Source organism: Pseudonocardia nematodicida (assembly GCF_040105385.1).
GTDB classification, from domain to species: domain Bacteria; phylum Actinomycetota; class Actinomycetes; order Mycobacteriales; family Pseudonocardiaceae; genus Pseudonocardia; species Pseudonocardia nematodicida.
In genome coordinates this window covers 1-22,732 of sequence record NZ_JBEDNQ010000012.1, presented here as the reverse complement: position 1 = coordinate 22,732, position 22,732 = coordinate 1, and the positions used below count along the sequence as shown (strand labels likewise).

The 22,732-nt window shown below is 74.6% G+C and carries 17 protein-coding genes; 5 read left to right on the top strand and 12 right to left on the bottom strand.

Translation table 11 applies throughout. The annotated features are described in order from the left end of the window. Window positions 1-108 precede the first annotated feature (108 nt). A complete protein-coding gene (locus tag WIS52_RS25295; RefSeq protein WP_349300879.1) occupies window positions 109-822 on the top strand; it encodes a GntR family transcriptional regulator in 714 nt (237 codons plus the stop codon). A gap of 48 nt (window positions 823-870) precedes the next feature. After that, window positions 871-1,347, top strand: coding sequence for an SRPBCC family protein (locus WIS52_RS25290; protein ID WP_349300878.1), 477 nt, complete (start codon window positions 871-873; stop codon window positions 1,345-1,347). A gap of 75 nt (window positions 1,348-1,422) precedes the next feature. Here the strand turns inward: WIS52_RS25290 and WIS52_RS25285 are convergent, their stop codons facing one another. After that, window positions 1,423-2,856 (bottom strand): sulfatase family protein, encoded by a 1,434-nt coding sequence (locus WIS52_RS25285; protein ID WP_349300877.1) that lies wholly within the window; start codon window positions 2,854-2,856, stop codon window positions 1,423-1,425. 43 nt (window positions 2,857-2,899) lie between these two features. Beyond that, window positions 2,900-4,192: an MFS transporter gene (locus WIS52_RS25280; protein WP_349300876.1), complete on the bottom strand. Its 1,293-nt coding sequence runs from the start codon at window positions 4,190-4,192 to the stop codon at window positions 2,900-2,902. 103 nt (window positions 4,193-4,295) lie between these two features. Here WIS52_RS25280 and WIS52_RS25275 point away from each other — a divergent pair, with 103 nt between their 5' ends. Then, window positions 4,296-5,300, top strand: coding sequence for a sugar-binding transcriptional regulator (locus WIS52_RS25275; RefSeq protein WP_349300875.1), 1,005 nt, complete (start codon window positions 4,296-4,298; stop codon window positions 5,298-5,300). 21 nt (window positions 5,301-5,321) lie between these two features. Here the strand turns inward: WIS52_RS25275 and WIS52_RS25270 are convergent, their stop codons facing one another. Next, a complete protein-coding gene (locus WIS52_RS25270; RefSeq protein WP_349300874.1) occupies window positions 5,322-6,155 on the bottom strand; it encodes an SAM-dependent methyltransferase in 834 nt (277 codons plus the stop codon). Between the two features lie 144 nt (window positions 6,156-6,299). Between WIS52_RS25270 and WIS52_RS25265 the strand changes: the two genes are divergently transcribed. Next, window positions 6,300-8,303 carry a calcineurin-like phosphoesterase family protein gene (locus WIS52_RS25265; protein ID WP_349300873.1) on the top strand — a complete coding sequence of 668 codons (2,004 nt, stop codon included), beginning with the start codon at window positions 6,300-6,302 and terminating at the stop codon, window positions 8,301-8,303. Between the two features lie 126 nt (window positions 8,304-8,429). On the opposite strand, the gene WIS52_RS25260 is transcribed toward WIS52_RS25265, so the two are convergent. The 3 genes from WIS52_RS25260 to WIS52_RS25250 all read right to left on the bottom strand — a co-directional run bounded on the left by WIS52_RS25260 (window position 8,430) and on the right by WIS52_RS25250 (window position 10,750). Beyond that, window positions 8,430-8,666, bottom strand: coding sequence for a hypothetical protein (locus WIS52_RS25260; protein WP_349300872.1), 237 nt, complete (start codon window positions 8,664-8,666; stop codon window positions 8,430-8,432). Between the two features lie 5 nt (window positions 8,667-8,671). Further along, on the bottom strand, window positions 8,672-9,967 hold the full coding sequence (locus tag WIS52_RS25255; protein WP_349300871.1) for a S8 family serine peptidase: 1,296 nt from the start codon (window positions 9,965-9,967) through the stop codon (window positions 8,672-8,674). Window positions 9,968-10,039: 72 nt separating this feature from the next. Further along, complete coding sequence (locus WIS52_RS25250) at window positions 10,040-10,750, bottom strand: ANTAR domain-containing protein (protein WP_349300870.1); 711 nt, start codon at window positions 10,748-10,750, stop codon at window positions 10,040-10,042. A 351-nt stretch (window positions 10,751-11,101) separates the two neighbouring features. On the opposite strand from WIS52_RS25250, the gene WIS52_RS25245 reads away from it, so the two are divergent. Then, window positions 11,102-12,730 carry a long-chain fatty acid--CoA ligase gene (locus WIS52_RS25245; RefSeq protein WP_349300869.1) on the top strand — a complete coding sequence of 543 codons (1,629 nt, stop codon included), beginning with the start codon at window positions 11,102-11,104 and terminating at the stop codon, window positions 12,728-12,730. An 18-nt stretch (window positions 12,731-12,748) separates the two neighbouring features. Here the strand turns inward: WIS52_RS25245 and WIS52_RS25240 are convergent, their stop codons facing one another. The 6 genes from WIS52_RS25240 to WIS52_RS25215 form a co-directional block, all read right to left on the bottom strand. Next, window positions 12,749-14,968: a hypothetical protein gene (locus tag WIS52_RS25240; protein WP_349300868.1), complete on the bottom strand. Its 2,220-nt coding sequence runs from the start codon at window positions 14,966-14,968 to the stop codon at window positions 12,749-12,751. A gap of 154 nt (window positions 14,969-15,122) precedes the next feature. Further along, a complete protein-coding gene (gene glmS / locus WIS52_RS25235; RefSeq protein ID WP_349300867.1) occupies window positions 15,123-16,934 on the bottom strand; it encodes a glutamine--fructose-6-phosphate transaminase (isomerizing) in 1,812 nt (603 codons plus the stop codon). Between the two features lie 29 nt (window positions 16,935-16,963). Continuing rightward, window positions 16,964-17,221: a hypothetical protein gene (locus WIS52_RS25230; RefSeq protein WP_349300866.1), complete on the bottom strand. Its 258-nt coding sequence runs from the start codon at window positions 17,219-17,221 to the stop codon at window positions 16,964-16,966. Between the two features lie 7 nt (window positions 17,222-17,228). After that, window positions 17,229-19,022 (bottom strand): ABC transporter permease subunit, encoded by a 1,794-nt coding sequence (locus WIS52_RS25225; RefSeq protein ID WP_349300865.1) that lies wholly within the window; start codon window positions 19,020-19,022, stop codon window positions 17,229-17,231. Beyond that, on the bottom strand, window positions 19,019-20,545 hold the full coding sequence (locus WIS52_RS25220; RefSeq protein ID WP_349300864.1) for an ABC transporter substrate-binding protein: 1,527 nt from the start codon (window positions 20,543-20,545) through the stop codon (window positions 19,019-19,021). Before WIS52_RS25220 ends, WIS52_RS25225 begins: the two co-directional genes overlap by 4 nt. 62 nt (window positions 20,546-20,607) lie before the next feature. Further along, window positions 20,608-22,281, bottom strand: a complete 1,674-nt coding sequence (locus WIS52_RS25215; protein ID WP_349300863.1) for an ABC transporter ATP-binding protein — start codon at window positions 22,279-22,281, stop codon at window positions 20,608-20,610. Between the last annotated feature and the right edge of the window lie 451 nt (window positions 22,282-22,732).

The following is a 22,732-nucleotide window of genomic DNA, read 5'->3' as shown; positions in this document are numbered from 1 at the left end:
GCGGCCCGGGACGCGACGAACCGGACGCGCGCGTCCGAACCGTTACGCTCTCCTCCGACGCGATCACGCGCGCCGGACGTCGTCGACCAGGCGGAGGATGAGGGGGACGTGAGCCGAATCCCGCGCTACCAGGTCATCTACGAGGACCTGTCGTCGCAGATCTCCTCCGGGGCGCTGGCCCCCGACGTGCAGCTCCCCAGCGAGGCCGACCTCGCGCAGCGCTACGGCGTCAGCCGGATGACCGTCCGCCAGGCCGTCCGCCAGCTGCAGGACGAGCACCTGCTGATCCGCCGGCGCGGAGCCGGCACGTTCGTGACCCGGCCGAACGCCCAGCGCCGCCGGCTCAACCGGCTCGGCTCGTTCGCCCAGGAGATGGGGGCCGACGAGTCGCAGGTCCGCACCGAGCTCCGTGCCCGGGAGACCACGGTGGCGCCTGAGGAGGTCCGCGAGCACCTCGGGCTCCCCACCGGGCGGGAGACGATCCGGATCGAGCGGCTGCGGCTGATCGACGACCGGCCGGCCGCGCTGCAGGTCAGCTGGCTGCCCTACGCGCTGGTGCCGTTGCTGGCCCGGGTCGAGCTCACCGGCGGATCGCTCTACCGCACCATCCGCGAGCACTACGGCCTGCGGCTGAGCTGGGCCGACATGGAGGTGTCGGCGGCCGCGGCCACGACGGAACAGGCGAAGGTGCTCGACGTCCGCCGCGGCGCCCCGCTGATCGCCTCGGTCCGCACCACCCACGACCAGTCGTCGACGGCGGTGGAGTACGCGCGCAGCTGGACGCGCCCGGAGTTCCCGCTCTCGATGCGCCTGGAGGGCTGAGAGCCACCGAGGTGGACGAGGGACACCGGGAACGCGAGGATCGCGGTCATGACCGACCAGCTCGTGGTGACACGCACCGTCGACGTCGATCCCGCCGCGCTCTTCGCCGTGCTCGCCGACCCGCGCCGACACATCGAGTTCGACGACTCCGGGTTCGTACGCGGAGTGGCCGAGGGTGGCGTGCTGCGCGCGGTCGGCGACGTCTTCGTCATGGACATGCACAACGAGCGGCTCGGCGACTACCGGATGCGCAACACCGTCGTCGCCTACGAGCCGGACCGGGTGATCGGCTGGGCGCCCGAGCTGTACCCGCTCGACGGCTACACCGCGGTCAACGGCGACATGAAGGCCACCGGCCACAGCTACACCTGGTCGCTGGCGCCCGCGCCCGGCGGCGGGACCGAGGTGACCCAGACCTACGACTGGAGCGGCGTCCACGACGAGAAGTTCCGGGCCCGTTTCCCGCGGTTCGACGCCGACGCCCTCGCCGCCTCGATCGAGCGCCTGGGCGTGGCGGTGGAGTAGCCGCGCACGCCGTGAGGGGCACACCAGCGCTCCCTGCTCATGATCGTCAGGCGCTGATGTACTCCTCGCGGACGCTCAGCGGTACGCGGCGGCCCAGGTCGCGGTGTGCATCGCGCTGCGCGCCCGCCACTCCCGGATCCGGCCCAGCAGGTGCTCGCGGACCTCCCGGTGGTCCGCGGAGTCCCAGAGGTCGTGCTCCTCGTGCGGGTCGGCCTCCAGGTCGAACAGCTGCCCGCGCGGGTGGTCGACGAACTCGACGAGCTTGAAGCGCTGGTCGCGCACCATCGTCATCAGCTCGGTCCCGGTCAGGATGAGGTCGCGGGCGTGCTCGGAGAACACCTCCTCGCGCCCGGACCACGCCTCGCCGCGCAGCGCGGGCAGCAGCGACTCCGCCTCCATCCACCGCGGCGGGGTCAGCCCGGCCAGCTCCAGCACCGTCGGCCCGACGTCCATCAGCGACACCAGGCCGTCGAGCCGCTGCCCGGGCCGCACGCCCGGTCCCATGATCAGCAGCGGGACGTGCACGCTCGGCTCGTACATCGTCCACTTCTGACTGTGGCCGTGGTCGCCGAGCGCGTCGCCGTGGTCGGAGGTGAACACCACGACGGTGTCGTCCCCCACCCCGCGCGCCTCCAGCGCGTCCAGCAGGGCGCCGACCTGTTCGTCGATCAGCGACACGTTGGCGTAGTAGTGCCGGCGGCGGCGCTGCTCCTGCTCGGCGGTCGGCTCGTCGAGGTGCACGACGGCGTCGTGGTCGGTCTCCATGTGGTTGCGCCGCAGCTCCTGCAGCGGCTCCGGCTGCGCCTCGACGTCGCTCCGGGAGTTGTGCGCGGCCGGCATCTCCCGATCCCGGTAGGGCTCCAGGTGCCGGGCGGGCGGGTCGTAGGGCGGGTGCGGGCCGGGGAAGCCGACCTGCAGGAAGAACGGCGCGCCGTCGTCGGGGTAGGTGTCGAGCCAGTGCCGGGCGAGACCGCCGACGAAGACGTCGGCGTGCAGGTCCTCGGGCAGCTCCCACTCGAAGGCGCCGAGCCGGTCGGCGTAGTCCTCGCGGCGGCGGTAGGTGACCCGGCTGGGCTTCTCGTGGCCCCGGATCCACAGTGCCTTGTCCCACTGGTCGAGGAAGTACGGCAGGCTCGGGTGCGCCCGGTCCTTGTTCTCCACCACGTGGCGCTCCGCGAACCCGACCGGCGCCTCGTAGGGGTAGGTGTGCATCTTCCCGACGCTGGTGCAGCGGTAGCCCGCCGCGGTCAGGTCCTCGACCCAGGAGTGCGACCAAGGGTCGTCGTTGCGCAGCACCCCCGAGCTGTGCGGGTACAGCCCGGTGAACAGGCTCGCCCGGGACGGCGCGCAGGACGGCGAGGCGACGTAGGCGTTGGTCAGTGCGGTGCCCTCGCGGGCGAGCCGGTCCAGGTTCGGGGTGTCGACGTGGGTGTGGCCGAGCGCCGCGATCGAGTCGAAGCGCTGCTGGTCGGTGATGATCAGGACGATGTTCGGGCGGCCGTCGGGCACGGCGGGGTCCTCCGGGGTCGAGCGGTCGGGAACGGGTCGGGGATCAGGAGTCGGCGAGCTCGTCGCGGTAGGTCTCGCGGATCAGCAGCACGCAGACCGCACTGATCGCGCAGAGCGTGACCAGATAGATCGCCGCCGGCCAGTACGAGTAGCCGAAGGCCGCGACGAGCGCGAGCGCGATGGCCGGGGTCGGGGCGCCGCCGATCAGGGCCGAGCCCTGGTAGACGACGCCGAGCCCGGTGTAGCGGGTGTTCGTGCTGAACAGCTCGGCGAAGAACGCGCCCTGGATCGCGAACATCAGGCCGGTGCCGACGGCGACCATGACCACGATGGCCGTCCAGACGATGTAGACGTTGCCGGTCGCCAGGGCCGGGAAGTACAGCAGCCCGCCCACTCCGCAGACGACGATCCCCGCCAGGTACACGGGCCGGCGGCCGATCCGGTCCGAGAGCTTCCCGATGAAGGGCACGAGGACCAGCTCGACGGCGGCGGCCAGCACGAACCCGTTGAGGATCATCGACGCGGGGAGTCCGAGCTGGACGGTGGCGAAGGAGATCGCGAAGACGTTGATGACGTTGAACGTGACCGCGTCGGCGAGCCGGGCGCCGATGCCGAGCAGCAGGTGCCGCCACTCGCCCCGGAGCAGCGCCGCGAGCGGGACGCGGGCGGCCTTCTGCTTGCGGATCTGGAAGATCGGGGTCTCCGGGATCCGGGCGCGCACGATCAGCGCGATCACCACGAACACCCCGCTGAGCAGGAACGGGATCCGCCAGCCCCACGTGTAGAACTGCTCGTCGGGCAGCATGCTGACCAGGCTCACCATGCCGGTGGAGACCAGCAGGCCCGCCGGGGTGCCCATCTGGTGGAAGCTGCCCATGTACCCGCGCTTGCCGGTGGGCGCCGACTCCAGCGCGAGCAACGAGCCGCCGCCGAACTCACCGCCGATCCCGAAGCCCTGCAGCAGCCGCAGGCCGATCAGCGCGACCGCGGCCCAGACCCCGATCGTCTCGTAGGTCGGCAGCAGCCCGATGACGAAGGTGACGACGCCGATCAGCAGGACCGTGATCATCAACATCGGCTTGCGGCCGATCCGGTCACCGAAGTGACCGAAGATCAGCGCGCCGAGCGGGCGGGTGAGGAATCCCGCCGCGAACGCGCCGAAGGACTCGATCAGGCCGACGGTGCCGTCGTCGCCGGGGAAGAAGAGCCGCGGGAAGATCAGCGCGGCCGCGGTGCCGAAGAGGTAGAAGTCGTACCACTCGATGAAGCTGCCGCCGAAGGCGGCGCGAACCGCCCTCCAGGACTGTCGCGGCGTCGTCGTCGCTGTGTCCGTCATAGGTTTGCTCGTATCCCTCATCTGTGAGATAGTGATCGCTCACTGGTGCGCGGACCGTAACACCAGGCAATCAGTCGGCTCAATACCTCTCGACGGAGTTCCCATGAACGCTCATCTGAGCGGTGGCGTCCCGGACGGCAGGTCCGCGCCGATCGCACCGCACGTCGTTCTGGAGGTCGCCCGCGCCTACTACCTCGACGACCTGTCCAAGGTGGAGATCGCGAAGCGGACCGGTCTGAGCCGGTGGCAGGTGGCCCGGCTGCTCGCCGAGGCGCGGGAGTCCGGCGTGGTGCGGATCCAGGTGGGGGACCCGGCCGTCGAGAGCGCCGAGGTGGGGGCCGAGCTCGTCCGGGTCCTGGGTGTCGACCGGGCCGTGGTGGTCCCGGCCACGGTGACCCCGGGGGACGAGCCCGGCCTCGACGCCGTGACCGAGGCGCTGGCCGAGCTGCTGGCCTCCACCGTGGAGGAGGGCCGGTCGGTCGGCCTGACCTGGAGCAGGGTGATCGAGCGACTGCCGCGCCGGCTGCGCCGGCTCGCGCCGTGCCAGGTGGTCCAGCTCGCGGGCGCGCTGACCTTCCCCGGCGACCGGCTCGGGTCGGTCGAGGTGGTCCGCGAGGTCGCCCGGATCGCCGGCGGGACCGCGTTCCCCTTCTACGCCCCGCTGGTGGTGGACGACCCGGGTGCCGCGGAGGCCCTGCGCCGGCAGCCGGAGATCGCCCGCTGCCTGGACCGCGTCGCGCGGCTCGACGTCGCGGTCGTCTCGGTCGGGTACTGGAGCGAGCACGGTTCGGCGGTGTACCCGCTCGTACCCGCTGCACTGGCCGAGCGGGTCGCGGCCGGCGGGGGAGTGGGCGACATCAGCGGGCGGGTGTTCGACGAGCACGGCGGCCCCGTCGACGCCGGTCTCGACGAGCTGGTCGTCGGGATCACCGTCGAGCAGCTGCGTGCGGTGCCCCGGCGGATCGCGACCAGCTTCGGGGAGTACCGCGCCCGGTCGACCATCGCCGCGGTCCGGGCGGGGCTGGTCACCGAGCTCGTCGTCGATCAGCCCCAGGCGGAGGCGATCCTGCGGATGAGCGATGCCGGGGCACCCGCCCGCACCCGGTGACCCGGTCGGCTCCGCGGTGCCTCAGCCGCGGACGAGCGGGCGGGTGATCCCGCCGTACCCGCCGAGCGGGTCGCCGTCGCGCTGCTCGGCCGGCCACCGGCCCACGTCGAGCAGGCCGGGCTCGGCCAGCTCCCAGCCGTCGAACAGGGCTGTGATCTCGGCCCGGCTGCGCAGGTACCCGGGTGTACTGGTGCCGGCGTAGCGGGCGTTGGCCTCGGTGACCGCCCGTGCCAGCTCCGGGTGCTCGGGGTGGTCCGCACTGGACTGCGCGAGGATCAGCACGCTGCCCTCGGCCAGCGCCGCGGTGTAGCGGGCGATGATGCCGGCCGGGTCGTCATCGCCGGAGACGAAGTGCAGCACGCCGATCAGCATCAGCGCGATCGGCCGCTCGAAGTCCAGCAGCCCGGCGACGCCCGGGGCGGCCAGCACGTCGTCCGGCCGGCGCAGGTCGGCACGGGTGACGGTCGCGAGCTCGGTGTCGCCGAGCAGGTCCCGGCCGTAGGCGGCGGCGACCGGTTCGGCGTCGACGTAGGCGACCCGGGCGGCCGGGTTCCGCTCCCACGCCGTCTCGTGGACGCTCCCGACGGTGGGCAGGCCGGACCCCAGGTCGAGGAACTGGTCGATGCCGGAGTCCACGCAGTGCCGGACCGCGATCTGCAGGAACCGCCGGTGGGCCCGGGCCAGCGACACCGCCCCCGGGTACGCCGTCGCGACCCGGTCGGCGAACTCCCGGTCGATCGCGAAGTTGTGCGATCCGCCGAGCAGGTGGTCGTAGGCACGGGCGGCGTTCGGGCGGGTCAGGTCGGGTGACTCGGCCGCGGCGGCCTCACCACCGGACACGGATCGCTCGCTCATCCGCCGATCATGACAGGCGGGTGTCCGGCCGTCCCGTCACCCGCGCCCTCGGTGATTCTCCGCGATCCGGAGGAACCGGGTGATCCGAACGTCCCGACGAGCCCTTCCCCGATCTTGCTTCCCCGATCTTGTAGGAGCCGACGGATGAGACACCGCACCACCGTGCGACTGCTGGGACCGGTCGCGCTCGGGGTGCTGCTCGTCGCGGCGGTCGCCGCCGGGACGAGCGCGGCCCGCGACGACCAGGCGGTCGTCGACGACTCCTACATCGCCTCGATCGAGGTGGTCCCGGGCGACGGGGCGCCGCGGGACACCGTGACCGGCGTCGTGTTCGACGACGTCAACCGCGACGGCGTGCACGACGACGGCGAGGCCGGCGTGCCGGGCGTGACCGTCTCCAACGGACGCGAGGTCGTCCGCACCGACGACGACGGGCGGTACACCCTGCCGGTCCGCGACGACATGACGGTGTTCGTCACCAAGCCGAACGACCGGGCGGTCCCGCTCGACGAGAACCTCGTCCCGCAGTTCGCCTACGCGCACAAGCCCGCCGGTTCGCCGGAGGAGTTCCGCTTCGGCGGGCTCCCCCCGACCGGCCCGCTCCCCGCGGCGATCAACTTCCCGACGGTCTCCGCGCCGGTCACCGATCAGTTCCGGTGCCTGGCGATGGGCGACACCCAGACCTACTCGAACACCGAGGTCGGCTACATCCGGGACAGCATCGCGACCGACATGGCCCGCCGCGGCACCGACGACATGGCGTGCATGCTGCTGCTGGGCGACGCGATCGGCGACGACCTCGGCCTGCTCCCGCGGTTCATGGAGATGATGTCGAGCATCGGCCTGCCGCAGTACTACGCGCACGGCAACCACGACTTCGACATCGACGCGCCCTCGAACGCCGACAAGGCCGACAGCTGGCGCAACCTCTACGGGCCGACCTACTACTCGTTCGACGTCGGCCGGGTGCACTTCGTGACCCTCGACAACGTCGTCTACCCGTGCACGCCCGCCGAGAACCCGGACGGCACCCGTCCGCACTGCGACGACCCCGAGGGCGCCCCGGCCTACACCGGCGCGATCGGCGAGCAGCAGCTCGCCTGGCTCGAGGCCGACCTGGCGACGGTGCCCGAGGACACGTTGATCGTGCTCAGCCACCACATCCCACTGCTGTCCACACTGGACGGGAACTCGGCCACGCACCAGACCGCCGACGTCGCACGGTTGTACGAGATCGTGGGCGACCGTCCGGCGCTGTCGTTGTCCGGGCACACGCACTCCATCGAGAACCTGCTGCCCGGTGACCGGCTCGGCTCGTGGCCGGACACCGTCGGCGTCGAGACGCCCGCGTTCCCGCACCTCATCGCCGGTGCCCCGAGCGGGCTGTGGTTCGAGGGCGATCTCGACGTGGACGGCATCCCGATGGCGCTCGCCCAGTTCGGGGAGCCCCGCGGCTACTACGTGCTCGACTTCGACGGCCCCGAGGTGACCGAGACCTATTACGCCTCCGGGCACCGCACCGACCGGCAGATGTGGCTCTCGTTCGACACGCCCGCCTACCGCGACTGGTACACCGCGCTGACCGACTTCCACGCCGGTGACGCGGGCAACGGCGCGGTCCCGCCGGTGAACGTGAACGATCTCGGCGACACCAAGCTGTTCACCCCCGCCGAGCTCCGGGAAGGGGTGTCGCTGTCGGCGAACGTGTGGAACGGTTCGACCGCGTCGACGGTCACCGCCACGCTCGGCGACGCCGACCCGGTGCCGATGGAGCACACCCAGCCGCTGCAGGGCGAGCAGCTCGAACGCGGCGTCGAGTTCTCCGACCCGTTCTCGGTGGTGCGCCAGCTGCAGATCACCCGCTTCGGACAGCGGTCCACCTCCGGCGACGAGCGCGCGCAGGGCTACGAGTCGTTGCGCGGGGCGCAGTTCGGCCCCGGGCCGCCCGGCGCCGTGAAGCAGGACGCCGTCGCGAACCGCAACCAGCACCTGTGGCGGCTGCCGTTACCCACCGACCTCGAGGTCGGGACGCACGTCGCGACCGTCACCCACACCGACCGGCACGGCCGCACCGGCACCGAGGAGATCGTCTTCGAGGTGCGCGACGAGCGCCCGGACCCGCTCTGGCGCGACGAGCCCTGGAACTGACCCCCCAAACCCGCGCCGGCCCGCCGGCGCCCCCCGGGGCCTCCGGAGCCCCACTCATGACGCTTTAGTCCGGTTTGGCCGAACTAAAGCGTCATGAGTGGGGGTGGGGGTGGGAGGGAAGGGCGCTTACTGGACGTCGGAGTCGGGTGGGGGGAGGCGGACCTCGCGGTCCGGTTCGACGGAGCCGACGCCGGTCACCTCCGACAGCGCCGTGGTGCGGTCGCCGTCGCAGGTCCCGACGACGACACCGACCGCCCGCAGCACCTTCTCCACCCGCATCCCGGCCGAGGTGCAGGCCGCGACGACGTCGTCGATCTCGTGCCCGTCGGCGACCGACACCAGCACACGCTCGGAGGAGGCCATGGCGCTCATTCTCCCGGAGCGCGGACCAGGCCGGCGCCGACGTCACCGGTGGGCAGCGGCAGCGACTGCGCGGAGTCGGTCAGCTGCGTCCACAGCTCGCGCCCGCGGGCCCCGGTGCGCTGCGACCACAGCGCCGCGATCCCGGACGCGTGCGGGCAGGCCATCGAGGTCCCGGAGATCGAGTCGGTGCGCTGGGGCATCGGCCAGGCCGAGTACACGTCGACGCCCGGCCCGACCAGGTCCACCTGGCCGCCCTCGACCGACGAACTGGCCGCGGAGAAGTCGGCGATCGCCAGGTCCGCGTCGACGGCGCCGACCGCCATGATCGACGGGCTGTTCGCCGGGGTGCCGACGAAGCCCACGTTCCCGGCGCTGCGCTCGGCGTTGTTCCCGGCCGCGGCGATGATCAGCACGCCCGCGTCCAGCGCCCGGCGGCCGGCGTTCTCGTAGGCGGGGGAGACCTCCTCGACGTCCGCGCCCAGCGACATCGACACGATGTGCGCGCCGCTGGTGATCGCCCACTCGATGCCCTCGAGGATGCCGGCGTCGGTGCCGGAGCCGTCGTCGCCGAGCACCTTCCCGATCAGGATCGTCGCCTCGTGCGCGACGCCGTAGCGGCGGCCCGAGCCCGGCGTGAGCGGGCCGGCCGCGGTGCCGGTGCAGTGCGTGCCGTGCCCCTGGGCGTCCTGCGGCTCCTGGCCGTCGACGAACGAGCGGGCCTCGATCTGCCGGCCGGCGAAGTCGGGGTGGGTCAGGTCCAGGCCGGTGTCCAGCACCGCGACGACGATCCCGGCGCCGGTCTCGGACGCGGCGTCCACCCCGGTGGCCTGCAGCCCCCAGGTGAGCGCGTCGGTGTCGGCGAACCGGGCGGTGACCGCGGTCCCGGCCCCGTTCCCGATGGCCTGGTCGCGCAGGAACGCCGCGGCGTCGGCGAAGCCGCGCAGGTAGTCGACCGACAGCCCCGGCCCGGACGTCGGTGATCCGGTCAGCGCCCGCTGCACCCGCTCCGGCTCGACGGCCAGCACCCGCGGGTCGGCGCGGGCGTTGCGCAGGTGCTCGTCGTCGAGCTCGGCGACGGCGACGCCGAGCTCGGCCAGCAGCGTCGGGTGCACACCGTCGGCGCCGGGCGGTCCACTCAGGTCCCGGCTGCTGGTGACGTCGGCGAGCCCGGTCAGCTCCGCGACCGCGGCGCGGGCGGGGCCGTCGTCGTCACCCAGCAGGTCGTCGCCGAGGACCACCAGGTAACGACCGGTGAAGGTCCCCCCGGCCGGTCCGGTCCCGATCGTGCGCGCGTACGCCATGTCGCCTCCGATGATCGACGTCGGTGGCCGCTCATCGTGCCGCAGGATCGCGTGCCGCGCGTGATCGAGCGATCACGGTTCGGCGCGTCGCGCCGCCATGTCCGCCAGCAGTGCCTCCGCGACCAGGTGCAGTTTGGTGTTGGTGTCGTGGGAGAGCGTCCGCAGCAGGGTGAAGGCCTCGTCGGCCGAGCAGCCGCGCTGCGCCATCAGTACGCCCTTGGCCTGCTCGATGCTCGCGTGCCGGTCGAACCGGCTGCGCAGCGCCAGGTTCTCGGTGCCCAGTGTCCGCGCCAGCACGGCGGCGGCCGTCCCTCCGGGGTCCTCGGCGGGAGCCGGCTCCGCCACGAGCAGGCCGGTCACGTCCTCCACGTGGTGCAGGACGCCGACCAGCCGGCCGTCCGGGTCCCGGACCGGCGAGTTCACCGGCACCCACACACGCTGGACGAACCCCGGCCCGCCGGCCGGGGCCGGCACGTCGTAGCGCTGGACCGGCATGTGGTCACGCCGGCCGGTCCGCAGCACCCGCGCCAGCGACGCGCCCAGGTTCGCCACCCCGTCCGCACCGGTCAGGGCCGGGTTGTCCGGGAAGACGTCGAACAGCGACCGCTCGTCGAGCTCGTCGGGCGTCCGCAGGGTGGCCACGAGGTAGGCCGGGTTGGCGCCGATCATCCGCAGGTCCCGGTCCAGGAGCAGGTAGGGCGAGCGCGTGGCACGGAACGCGAGATCGTCGCGGCAGGCACGCAGGACGCGCGCGTCCGAGGACCCACAAGACCCGGAAAGCATCTCGACCTCCGCCGCTGCGGACGGCGGCGGAGTACGGAGGCACCGCGCGGGCGCGGTGCCGGGTCCCGGCGCGTCCGGCAGCGCTGACGTGCACTGACGGAATCGTTCCCCGGCGGACCGGGGACGCGGGCCGGTTGCTTGACCCTGCTCGGCGCAGCCCCGGGAGATCCCGTGCGCGCAGGGCAGAGAGTAGGCGAGCGGGTGAGCCGCACCGGCGGCGGGTGCCGGTGTTGATCCGGACGGACGATCACCTGCGCCCTCCTCGCCGATGTCCGGAACCTCCCGGTCCGGGCCGTCCCGCCGGTACCGTGTGTGGCCTGCGTCTCACCGTCTCGGCCCGGAGGAACGACGATGCTCGGACTCATGCAGGACCGCCCGCTGTCCCTGCCGCACATCTTTCACCGCGCGGAGCAGTACTTCGGGCACAAGCAGCTGATCACCGGCACCCCGGCCGGGGACACGACGACCACGACCGTCGCGGACTGGGCGGTGCGGGTGCGCCGGCTCGCGGGCGCGCTGGAGGGGCTCGGACTCTCCGCCGACGCCAGGGTCGGCACCTTCTGCTGGAACACCGCCCGCCACCTCGAGCTCTACCTCGCCGTGCCGTGCACCGGGCGGGTGCTGCACACGCTGAACCTGCGGCTGTTCCCCGACCAGCTGGTCCACGTCGTCACCCACGCCGGGGACGAGGCGGTGTTCGTCGAGCGGTCCCTGCTGGGGGTGTTCTGGCCGCACGTCGACCGGATGCCGGACGTCCGGCACGTCGTCGTGATCGACGACGGCGCCGGTCCCGACATCCCCGACGACCCGCGGATCCGGGACTACGAGGAGCTGCTCGCCGCCGCCGAGCCGCACACGGGACGGTTCACCGTGGACGACGAGAACACCGCCGCCGCGATGTGCTACACCTCCGGCACCACCGGCAACCCGAAGGGCGTCGTCTACAGCCACCGCTCGACGGTCCTGCACTCGCTGTCCACGCTGTTCGCCGACGGCGTCGGGCTGCGCGAGTCCGATGTGGTCCTGCCCGTCGTGCCGATGTTCCACGCCAACGCCTGGGGCCTGCCCTACGGCTGCCTGCTCGCCGGCACGTCGATGGTGCTCCCCGGCCCGGACATGACGCCGCGCGGCATCCTGTCCCGGCTGGCCGAGCACCGGGTCACCGTCACCGCCGGGGTCCCGACGATCTGGATGGGCATGCTGCCGCTGCTCGGCGAGTACGACCTCTCGGCCATCCGGTCCGTCCTCTGTGGTGGTTCGGCGGTGCCGAAGTCGATGGCCGAGGGCTTCCGGAAGGCGCTGGGCGTACCGGTGCTGCAGGGCTGGGGGATGACCGAGACCTCCCCGGTCGCCACCCTCGGTGTCGTGCGCAGCGTGCACGAGGACCTGTCCGACGACGCGAAGGCCGACGTCCGCGCCCTGCAGGGCCCGGCCGTCCCGCTGGTCGAGCTGCGGATCACCGATCCGGACACCGGCGAGGACCAGCCGTGGGACGGCGTCGCGACCGGCGAGGTGCAGGCCGCCGGACCGTGGATCGCCCGCGGTTACCACGGCGGCGACGGCGACGGCGAGCGCTTCACCGCCGACGGCTGGCTGCGCACCGGCGACGTCGGCGTCGTCGACGCCCACGGCTACGTCAAGATCGTCGACCGGACCAAGGACCTGGTGAAGTCCGGTGGCGAGTGGATCAGCTCGGTGGACCTGGAGAACGAGATCATGGCCCATCCGAAGGTCGCCGAGGCCGCGGTGATCGCCGTGCCGCACGAGAAGTGGGTCGAGCGGCCGCTGGCCTGTGTGGTCGTCGCCGACGGCGAGCAGCTCACCGCGGAGGAGCTGATCACGTTCCTCACCGGCCGGGTCGCGAGCTGGTGGCTGCCCGACGCGGTCGAGTTCATCGACGAGGTACCGAAGACCAGCGTCGGCAAGTTCTCCAAGAAGACGCTGCGGGAGCGGTTCGACGCCTACGCGCTGCCGACCTGACGGCCCGGCCGCGCCGCCTCACCCACCGAGGAGGCGGCGCAGCAGCGGCGTCCCGGAGCGCGGCTCCGGCAGCGACCCCACGGTGAGCTGCGTGTCCGGTGTGGACGCACGGTCGGCGGCGACGGCCTGGGCCGGCACGGCGGGCACCGGGGTGCCCTGCGCCGGGATCGCGCCGGCCGGCAGCGGCACCGGGGCGCCGTCGAGCAGGTCGAGGACGTGGGTGTCCCCACCCCCGTCGCCGACGACGACGGAGGCGTTCCCCACGGCCAGCGCGGTGAGCGGCGCGTCCAGCGGTGCCCGCGCCAGCAGGGCCGCGTCCGCCAGCTCCCACAGCGCGACGGTGCCGCCGGCGCCGGCGGTCACGGCGCGGTGCCCGGCCGCCGCCGTCGCCGCGCGGACGCCCACCGGGTCGGCCCGCCGGGTGGTCACGGTGTCCGTCCCGACCGTCCAGAGGTGGGCGCGGCCGTCGGCGTCGGCGGCGAGCGCGTGGCAGCCGTCGTCGTCGAGGGCGACCCCGGTCAGCAGCGCGGGAGGCAGCGCCACGGTGCTCAGCTCGCCGGCGGCGGGCCGCCACGCGGTCAGCGCGTCGTGCGTGCCCAGCAGCACGGTGCTCCCGCCGGGCGTCAGCGCCGCCCGGCGGGCCGGCGTCGGCAGCCGGGCCGAGCGCAGGACCCGGCCGGACCGGGCGTCCGCGACCGCGACCCGGTCGCCGTCGGCGAGCACGACGAGCGTGCCCCGCCCGGCCAGCACGGTGCCGGTCACCGCCGCGGACCCGGCCACGACGCCGCTGACGGCGTGCCGTTCGGTGACGATCCCGGCCGCCGCGGTGAACAGCCGGCCCCCGCCGCTGGTGCACCACAGGTGGGTGGCCGCGGTGTCCGGGCTGCGCCAGCGCTCGTCGCCGGACACCCGGTCGTGCGCGACGAGGGCGCCGCCGCGCGCGGCGGAGACGACGAGCCCGCGGGTGACGGCGACCGCCGCCACCGGGGAGGCCAGCCCCGGACGGTCCTCCGCGGCGGTCGCGACGCCGAGGTCCCAGACCAGGATGCGACCGTGGTCGTCGCCGGTGATCGCGACGTCGGAGTCCCCGACCCGCGCGACGGCGGCGGCCCGTACGGGTGCGCGGTGCCCGGTCAGGACGGTGGCGCAGCTCCCGTCGTCGCCGGTGTGCAGGACCTCGACGGCCCCGTCGTCGCGGGTCACGAGCACCCGGCCCGCCCCGGCCGCGACCACCCCGGTGACCCCGGCGGCGGAGGACCGGGTCCGGACCGGGTCGTGCGGCAGCCCGCCGGTGACGGTGAACGCGTGCACGGCCCCGTCGGCGGTGCCGGCGACCAGGGTCTCCGGGCCGGCGGCGGTCACGCCCGTGACCGGCACGTCCCCCTCCAGCACCGCGAGCAGCGCGCCGGAGCCGGCGTCCCAGGTCCGCAGGGTGCCGTCGGCACCGGCGGAGACGACCGTCCCCGGGCCGGTGGTGGTGAGCGCCCGGACCGGGCCGGCGTGCCCGGCCGTGACCGCGACCGCCGTGCCGGTGGCGACGTCCCAGATCCGCAGGGTGCCGTCCACGGACCCGCTCACCAGCCGGGTCGCCCCGGAGGCGGTCGTGGCGAAGGCCAGGACGGTGACCTCGGCGGAGTGACCCCGGAGGCCGGCCACGGTGATCCCGCCGACGGCCAGGACGCGCACGACGTGGTCCGGCCCGGCGACCCCGATCAGCCCGCCGTCGCCGGAGACGGTGACGGCACGGGCCCGTGGGCCGGCGACGGCGCGCTCCGGGCCGGTGCCGCCGGCGAGCGGATCGGTCGCGGCGGGCAGGCCGGTCGCGGTGTCCCAGGCCCCGGTCTGGCCGGAGGCGTCGACCGACAGCAGCCGGCCGTCCGCGTCCAGCGCGAGGCCGGTGACGGCGTCGCCGTGCCCGTCGAGCGCACGGCGCAGTCCCGGCGACGCCGGACGGGTCCGCCAGCGCCCGGCCAGCGCGCGCAGGCCGCGGTCGGAGATCCGGTCCCGCGCGGCGGCGGCCAGCGCGTCCTCCCCGGCCGCGACGGCGCCGGCGAGCACCTGCTGGGCCGCCGTCGCGGGCCTCCCGTGCAAATCCGGGTGGCGCAGGTGGTGCGCCTCGGAGTCCAGCACCCGCCGCAGCGCGACCGCCGTGACGCCCTCCGGGAGGGGGAGGTCTCCGATGCCGCCGTCACCGGCGAGACGTCGCTCCAGGCCGTCCCAGAAGGTCTCGACGGGCATGCTGATGGGTCCTCCCCCGGTCGTGGTCCGGGTGCGGAGTCGGACCCCCGGGGCCCATCGTTAACGACATCCGGCGTGTCGTGGGACGACCCGCGGTGACCGGTCGCGGTCGTTCGGTGACCGGTGGTGTCACTCCACAGTGATCCGGTTCCACCTACTCCACGGTGACCGACTTGGCGAGATTGCGCGGCCGGTCGACGTCACGGCCGAGCGCGACGGCGACGTGCCGGGCGAACAGCTGCAGCGGCACGCCGAACAGGGCCGGCGCGAGCTCGGGCTCGGTGCGGGGGACCCGGAGGACGGCGTCGGCCAGGCCGTCCGGCAGTTCGGCGTCGGTCACCGCGATCACCGGACCGCCGCGGGCCCGGATCTGCTCGATGGTGCCGACGGTCTTGGCCAGCAGCTCGTCGTCGGGCACCAGGACGACACTCGGCATCGCCGGGTCGACCAGCGCGAGCGGGCCGTGCTTGAGCTCGGAGGCCGGGTAGGCCTCGGCGTGCACGTAGGAGATCTCCTTGAGCTTCTGCGCGCCCTCCCGGGCCACCGGGCTGAACCGGGTGCGGCCGACGAAGAACATCGACGACGCGTCCGCGTAGCGCTTGGCGACCTCGCCGATCGCGGCGTCGGACTCCAGCACGGCGTCGATGTGCCGGGGGAGTGCCTGCAGGCCGTCGAGCATCCGGCGGCCGTCGGCGACCGACAGGTCCCGGACCCGCCCGAGCAGCACCGCCAGCATCGCGAACGACACCGTCATGTTCGTGACGGCCTTGGTGGAGGCGACCGAGACCTCCGGACCGGAGTGGAGGAACACCCCGGACCCGCACTCACGGGCGATCGCCGAGCCGATCACGTTCACCGCGCCGATCACCCGGCCACCCTTGCGGCGCAGCTCCTGCACCGCGGCGAGGGTGTCGGCGGTCTCGCCGGACTGGCTGACGGCGACGTAGAGGCAGTCGGGGTCGACGACCGGGTTGCGGTAGCGGAACTCGCCGGCCGGTTCGGCGCCGGCCGGGATCCGGGCGAGCTCCTCGACGAGTCCGGCGCCGATCTCGCCGGCGTAGTACGCCGACCCGCAGCCCAGGAACAGCACCCGGCGCACCCCGCGCAGGTCGCGCGGGTCCAGCTCCAGGCCGCCGAGCCGGGTGGTGGAGAAGCGGGTGTCGAGGCGCCCGGCCAGGGCGCGGCGCACGGCGTCGGGCTGGTCGGCGATCTCCTTGGCGAGGAAGTCCGGGTGCCCGCCGAGCGCGTAGTCGGCCCCCTCGACGTCGACGGTGGTGGGGGTGATCCTCGCGGAGCCCTCGATGCCGTCGGCGCGGACGGTGACCAGCTCGCCGTCGTCGAGGAAGACCACCTGCCGGGTGTGCCGCACGACCGCGGCCAGGTCGGAGGCGACGACCATCTCGCCGTCGCCGACACCCAGCACGATCGGGCTGCCGTTGCGGGCGACGACGAGCTCGCCCGGGGTGCGGGCGTCGAGCACGGCCAGGCCGTAGGTGCCCTCGACCCGGGACAGCGCCGCCCGGACGGCCTCGGCCGGCGACCCGGCGCCGCCGTCCAGGGCCTCGGCGATCAGGTGCGGCAGCACCTCGGTGTCGGTGTCCGAGGCCAGCCGGACACCGCGCGCGGTCAGCTCGGCCCGCAGCACGTCCGCGTTCTCGATGATCCCGTTGTGCACCACGGCGATCCGCCCGGACGCGTCGGTGTGCGGGTGCGCATTGGTCCCGGTCGGCTCGCCGTGCGTGGCCCACCGGGTGTGCGCGATGCCGGTCGTGCCGCGCGGCGGGGAGTCCCCGAGCAGCTCGCGCAGGTCGTCCACCCGGCCCGCGGTACGCCGCACCGTCACCTTCCTCCGGTGCGCGACGGCCAGCCCGGCCGAGTCGTAGCCCCGGTACTCCAGCCGGGACAGGCCCTCGACCAGCACGCCCGCGGCCTCCCGCGGCCCGACGTATCCCACGATCCCGCACATGTCCTGTGTTTCCCTCCGCAGTGGACGGTTCAGCCGTAGACGATCCGGCGCAGCCGGCGCAGCGAGACCTCACCGGGGGCGACGACCCGGTCCTCCAGCTCGGCGGCGATCCGCGGCCAGATCTCGTCGTTGCGCCGGTCCGCGTTCTTCAGCTCGCGGTGCCGCCGCCGGACGAACTCCTCGGTGGTCTCGCCGAAGTGCGCGACGATGTCGGCGACCACCCGGGCCGCCACCGCCCCGGGGAGCCCGGTGGTGGCGGCCACGTGCCGCACGAGATCCGGATCCACGGCCCGATCATGGGGTGCGGGCGGCGGTTTCGGCCAGTTTCCTGCCCGAATCCGGGCAGGAGGGCCGGCTTCCGGGTCGGCGGGCGCGGGTGGCCGCCGCCAGAGACACCGCCAGGACCGCGATCAGCACCAGCATCCCCGCGGGAGCCAGCACCGCCCAGGGGGCCCGTTCGACGTAGGGCATCCCGTCGGCCAGCAGCCGGCCCCACTCGGGGCTCGGCGGTTGCGTCCCGAGGCCGAGGAAACCGAGTGCGGCCAGGGCCAGCGCGGTCCCGGGCAGGCGCAGGGCGGCGTGCCGGACCAGCGGTCCGGCGGCCGCGGGCAGGACGTGCCGGAACAACGTCCGGACGGGCCCGACCCCGAGGACGGGGAGCAGCCGGACGTGCGGCTGGGCCCGGATCTCGGAGACCAGCGCCGCGGTGTGCGCCGCGAACGGGGCCCAGCCGACCAGCGCGACGCCCAGCGCGGCGCCGCCGGCCGACGGGCCGAGCACCGCGGCGACGACCAGTCCGGCGAGCACCGGCGGGGCCGCGTTGGCGACCTCGGCGAGTCCCGTCGAGACGCGCGGCGCGAGCCCGAGCAGCACCCCGACGGCCAGCGTCGCCGCGAGCACGGCCAGCGCGACCCCGACCGTGGGCAGCGCGCCGTGCGCGACCCGGGCCAGCAGGTCCCGGCCGACCGCGTCGCTGCCCAGCGGCAGCGACGCCGACGGCGGGGCCAGCCGAGGGTGCGCCGAGGTGTACGGGTCCCGCCCCAGCCCGGCGACGACGACGGCGAGCAGCAGCGCGCCGGCCGTCCCGGGCACGACGAACCGGCCGCGCCGCGCGGACGTCTGCACCGACGGGACGGGGACGTCCCCGGTCCGCAGCGCCGCACCCAGCACCAGGCGCCGGGCCGCCGCCGCGCACGACCCCGCGACGGCGGCCACCGCCAGCAACGCCAGCGCGCCGCCCTGCAACAGCGGCAGGTCCAGGGTGGACGCCGCGCCCAGCGTGGTCCGGCCCAGACCGGGGATGGCGAAGACCTCCTCCACCGCGACCGCCGCCCCGGTCAGCCCGACCAGGACCAGGCCGATCTGGGGCAGCACCCCGGGCAGCGCGCGGCGCACGACGGCGGCCGCGGTCCGCGCCCGGGACAACCGCGCGGTCTGCCAGGTCCCGACCCACGGCTCGGTCGCGGCGGCGGCGACGGACTCGGCCAGCAGGCGTCCGACCAGGCCGCCGGCGGGCACGCCGAGCGCGAGCGCAGGCAGGACGGCGTGCTGCGGACCCGCCCACCCGTACGGCGGCGCCCAGCCCAGCCACACCGCGACGATCACCAGCAGGAACGCCGCCAGCAGGAACTCCGGCAGCGCGGTGAGCGCCGCGGCGGTCGCGCCGGAGCCGCCGGTCGTGCCGGCACCGCCGCCGCGCAGCACCCGCCGCAGCACCGGTGCCACCAGCAGCGCCGAGATCCCGGCGGCGACGGCGAGGGCGAAGGCCATCAGCGTCAGCGAGACACCGAGCCCGGCCAGCACCGCCGGCAGCACCGGGGCGCCGGACACCCAGGACGTCCCGAGGTCGCCGGTCAGTGCACCGGCGAGCCAGCGCCCGAACACCGCCCACGGGCCGTCGTCGAACCCGAGCTCGGCCCGGACCGACGCGAGCGCCGCCGGGGTGGCCTCCTGCTCGGCCGACCGCGCCCGCAGCACGGCCAGCTCGGGGGAGCGCCGCGACAGCCAGGGCAGGACGCCGACGACGAACACCACCCCCGCCCCGGCCACCACCCGGGACAGCGCGGTGATCCCGGCGCCGGTCGTCACGGCGCGCCGACCCCGGTGCCGGTCGTGATCAGGTCGCGCTCGCGCGGGTCGCGGGCGACGCCGTCGACGCGGGCCGACTCGCCCTGGATCACCCGCTCGTGCAGCAGCGGGACGGCGGCGTCGGCGCCGAGCACCGCGGCCTCCGCGCGGCTCGTCGCGGCCCGGCGCTCCGGCCCGGCCTCCAGCCCGGCGGCCTCGTCGAGCGCGGCCTGCACGCCCGGGTCGCAGAACTGGGAGAGGTTGAACCCGCCCGCGCAGCCGAAGTCGCTGGCCAGGTACGCGACCGGGTCCCCGGAGTCCAGCACGGTGGCCCGGGACAGGATGAACGCGTCGAACGCGCCGTCGAGCGCGTCGGCCTCGATCGCGGAGTACTCGCGGACGTCCTGGGTGACGACGAACCCGGCGGCCTCCAGCTGCTGTTCGAGCAGCACCGCGACCTCGGGGAGCTCGGCGCGGTCGGTGAAGGTCCCCAGCGTGATCGGGACCCCGTCGACCGGCGCGGGCTCGGGACGGTTCTCCAGCGCCGCGGTGTAGGCGGGGTCGTCACGCAGGCCGGCGGCCCAGGGCAGCGCCGGGCCGAGCAGGCCCTCCGCGGCGTCCGCCCGCCCCTCGTAGGCCCCGGCGACGAGCGCCGCCCGGTCCAGCGCCTCGCGCGCCGCCGCCCGCACCGCCGGGTCGGCGAACGGCCCGCGGTCGGTGTTCAGGTAGAGGGTGTTGGTCCGCGGCATCGGCACCTCGTGCACCAGCTCGTCGTCGACCAGCGGGGCCTGTCCCGGCGGGATGGCCTCGACGACGTCGGCGGTGCCGGTCCGCAGTGCGGCGGTGCGGGCGGTGCCGTCCGGGACGAAGGAGACGTCGATGCCTGCGACGCCGGCGGGCTCGCCCCAGTAGCCGTCGTAGCGGTCCAGGGTGGCGCCGGCGGTGCCCTGGACGTCGGTGAGCCGGAACGGTCCGGTGCCGTGCCCGGCCGGGTCGACCCGTCCGTCCGGGCCGTAGGCGTCCGGGGCCAGCACCGACAGCTGCGGGCTGGACAGCCGTTGCGGGACCAGCGGATCGGCGACGGCGGTGGAGACCAGCACGGCGTCCTCGCCGTCCGGGGTGGCGGTCAGCTCGACGCCGTCCAGGATCCGCGGTGGCGGCGACGCCCGCGTCGCGCGGGTGAGGACGTCGGCGACCTGTCCGGCCGACAACGGCGTGCCGTCGTGGAAGGTGACGTCGTCGCGGAGCTCGAAGCGCCAGGTGGTCGGGTCCACACGGGACCAGCCGGTGGCCAGCATCGGCTGCGCGTCCCCCGCGGCGTCGAGCTGCACGAGGGTCTCGGCGGTCCGCCAGCGGGAGAGCTTGAACGCGTCGTCGCTGAACGGGCTCAGCCCGGAGCGGGGCGGGAGCAGCATCGCGACGGACACGCGGTCACCCGCGTCGCCGCCGCCCTCCGCGGTCCCGGACGCGGCGAAGCAGCCGCTCAGCAGCAGGACGGACGTACCGAGGGCCAGCGCGGCACTCGCGCGGCGGATCGGGAACACGGGTCTCCTCCGGTCGTTCTGGGGGTCTCGGGGCCGGGTGTCTCGGGGCCGGGTGGATCGGTTCAGGCGGGCAGGCGGACGGGCGCGGCACCGGACGCGCGCACCAGCTCGGCCGCCGCGGGATGCCGCGGGGCCGCCAGCAGGTCGGCGGTCGGCCGGTCCTCGACGACGGCGCCGTCGTGCAGGACGACGGCGCGCGGGCACAGCGCGGCGAGCAGCGCGAGGTCGTGGGCGACCAGGAGCAGGCCGGTGCCGTCCTCGGCGCAGGTGCCGGTGATCAGCTCGACGATCCGGCTCCGCAGCTCGGGGTCGAGCCCGCTCAGCGGTTCGTCCGCGATCAGCAGCCGCGGCCCGACGGCCAGCGCGCGGGCCAGCGCGACACGCTGCGCCTGCCCGCCGGAGAGCTCACCCGGCCGGCGCCCCGCCACGGTGCCGGCGAGCCCGACCCGGTCGAGGGCGGTCGCGACGGCCGCGGCGTGGTCACCGGGAACGGCCAGCCGGGCGAGCGGCTCGGCGACCAGGTCGCCCGCGGACGCCCGGGGGTCGAGGGCACTCGCCGGGTCCTGCGGGACGTACTGGACGGCGCGCCGGTACCAGCGCAGGCCGCGCACCGGGCCGGGGCGCACCGGGTGACCGTCGACGGTCACGGTGCCGTCGTCGGCACGCTCGAGGGCGAGCAGGATCCGCAGCAGGGTCGACTTGCCAGCGCCCGAGGCTCCGGCGAGCCCGACCCGCTCCCCGGCGTGCACCGCGAGGTCGGCTCCGCGCAGGGCGTGCACCGGACGGCGCGGCGCGCGCGACCAGGGTCGGCGCGGGCGTGGGTCGGGATGGACACGGTGCAGCCCGCGTGCGGCGAGGAACGCCGGAGCGGGCGCGCCGTCCGCGGCTCGCGACGTCGCCGCGGTGTCCGCTCGGACAGGACCGTCCGCACCGGGGCCACGCGGCAGCTCGACGGCCACGGACCGGGCCCGGGTGGCGGTGGGACCCCGCCCGTCCTCGTTCCGATCCGGTATCCCGGTGTCGGGTCGGTGCCCGGCGGCCACGGTGCGGCCAGCGCGGATCCGCACGATCCGGGCGCACAGCTCCCGTGCGGCGGCCAGGTCGTGACTGATGAACAGCAGCGCGGTCCCGGCGAGCCGCTCGGTCAGCAGGTCGAGCACCCGACGGCGACTGACCGGGTCGAGCGCGGTCGTCGGCTCGTCGGCGACCAGCAGGTCCGGGCGGCCCGCCAGCGCCATCGCGAGCTGTACGCGCTGGCGCTGCCCGCCGGAGAGCTCACCGGGGTGACCGGCCAGCACGCGCGCCGGATCCTCGAGCCCGGTGTCGGCGAGCAGCGCGCGCAACGAGCCGTCCGAGTCGTCCCCACCGGTGGAGCGCACCGACGCCCGCAGCTGACGGCCCACCCGGACCAGGGGGTTCAGCGCGGTACGCGAGTCCTGTCCGATCGCGGCGACCCGCGGGGAGCCGGGGCGCAGGGCCGCCGGGATCCGCAGCACGGGCGTCGCACCGATCTCCACGATCCCGTCCGCGACGGCGCCCGGGGGGAGCCGGCCGAGCACCGCCGCCGCGGTCAACGACTTCCCGGATCCCGACGGCCCGCACAGCGCCACCCGCTCACCGGGGCCGAGATCCAGATCGACGCCGCCGACGACCGGGCGAGCGCCGATCACCACGGACAGCCCGCGCACACACAGCAGGGGGGTGGGGGAGGTGGAGGGGCCCGGACGAGTCGACATCATGCGAACGATAACGGACACGGTTACCGTTAGGCAGTGACCGTCCGGTCGGCCTGACCCGACGTGGCGCACCGGGTCCGGCGAAGCCGGGTGGCCGGGCGACCGGACTCGACGGACCGTGCGGCCAAGATCAACGTCTGACCTGCGCGGATGCCGAAGAGGGACCCCCCCTGTGAACGGGGGCGGATCACTGCTGTAACTTATTTCTTGTCAGCGAGTGAGCCGGACAGAACGGGCCCTGGAGGCCCGGTCAACAGGCCCCGCGGACAGTGCGACCCCCCGGTCACGCCGGTTCATTCCGGTGCGACTATGGTCGTGGGCGTACCAAGGTGATCCACCTTCGGATCCGGCTTATCGGTCGGTGATGTGGTGTGGGTGTCCTTTGAGAACTCAACAGTGTGTCGAGCTATGTTTGGCGTTTTTATGCCAGATTGTTTGACGGTTCGTTGCC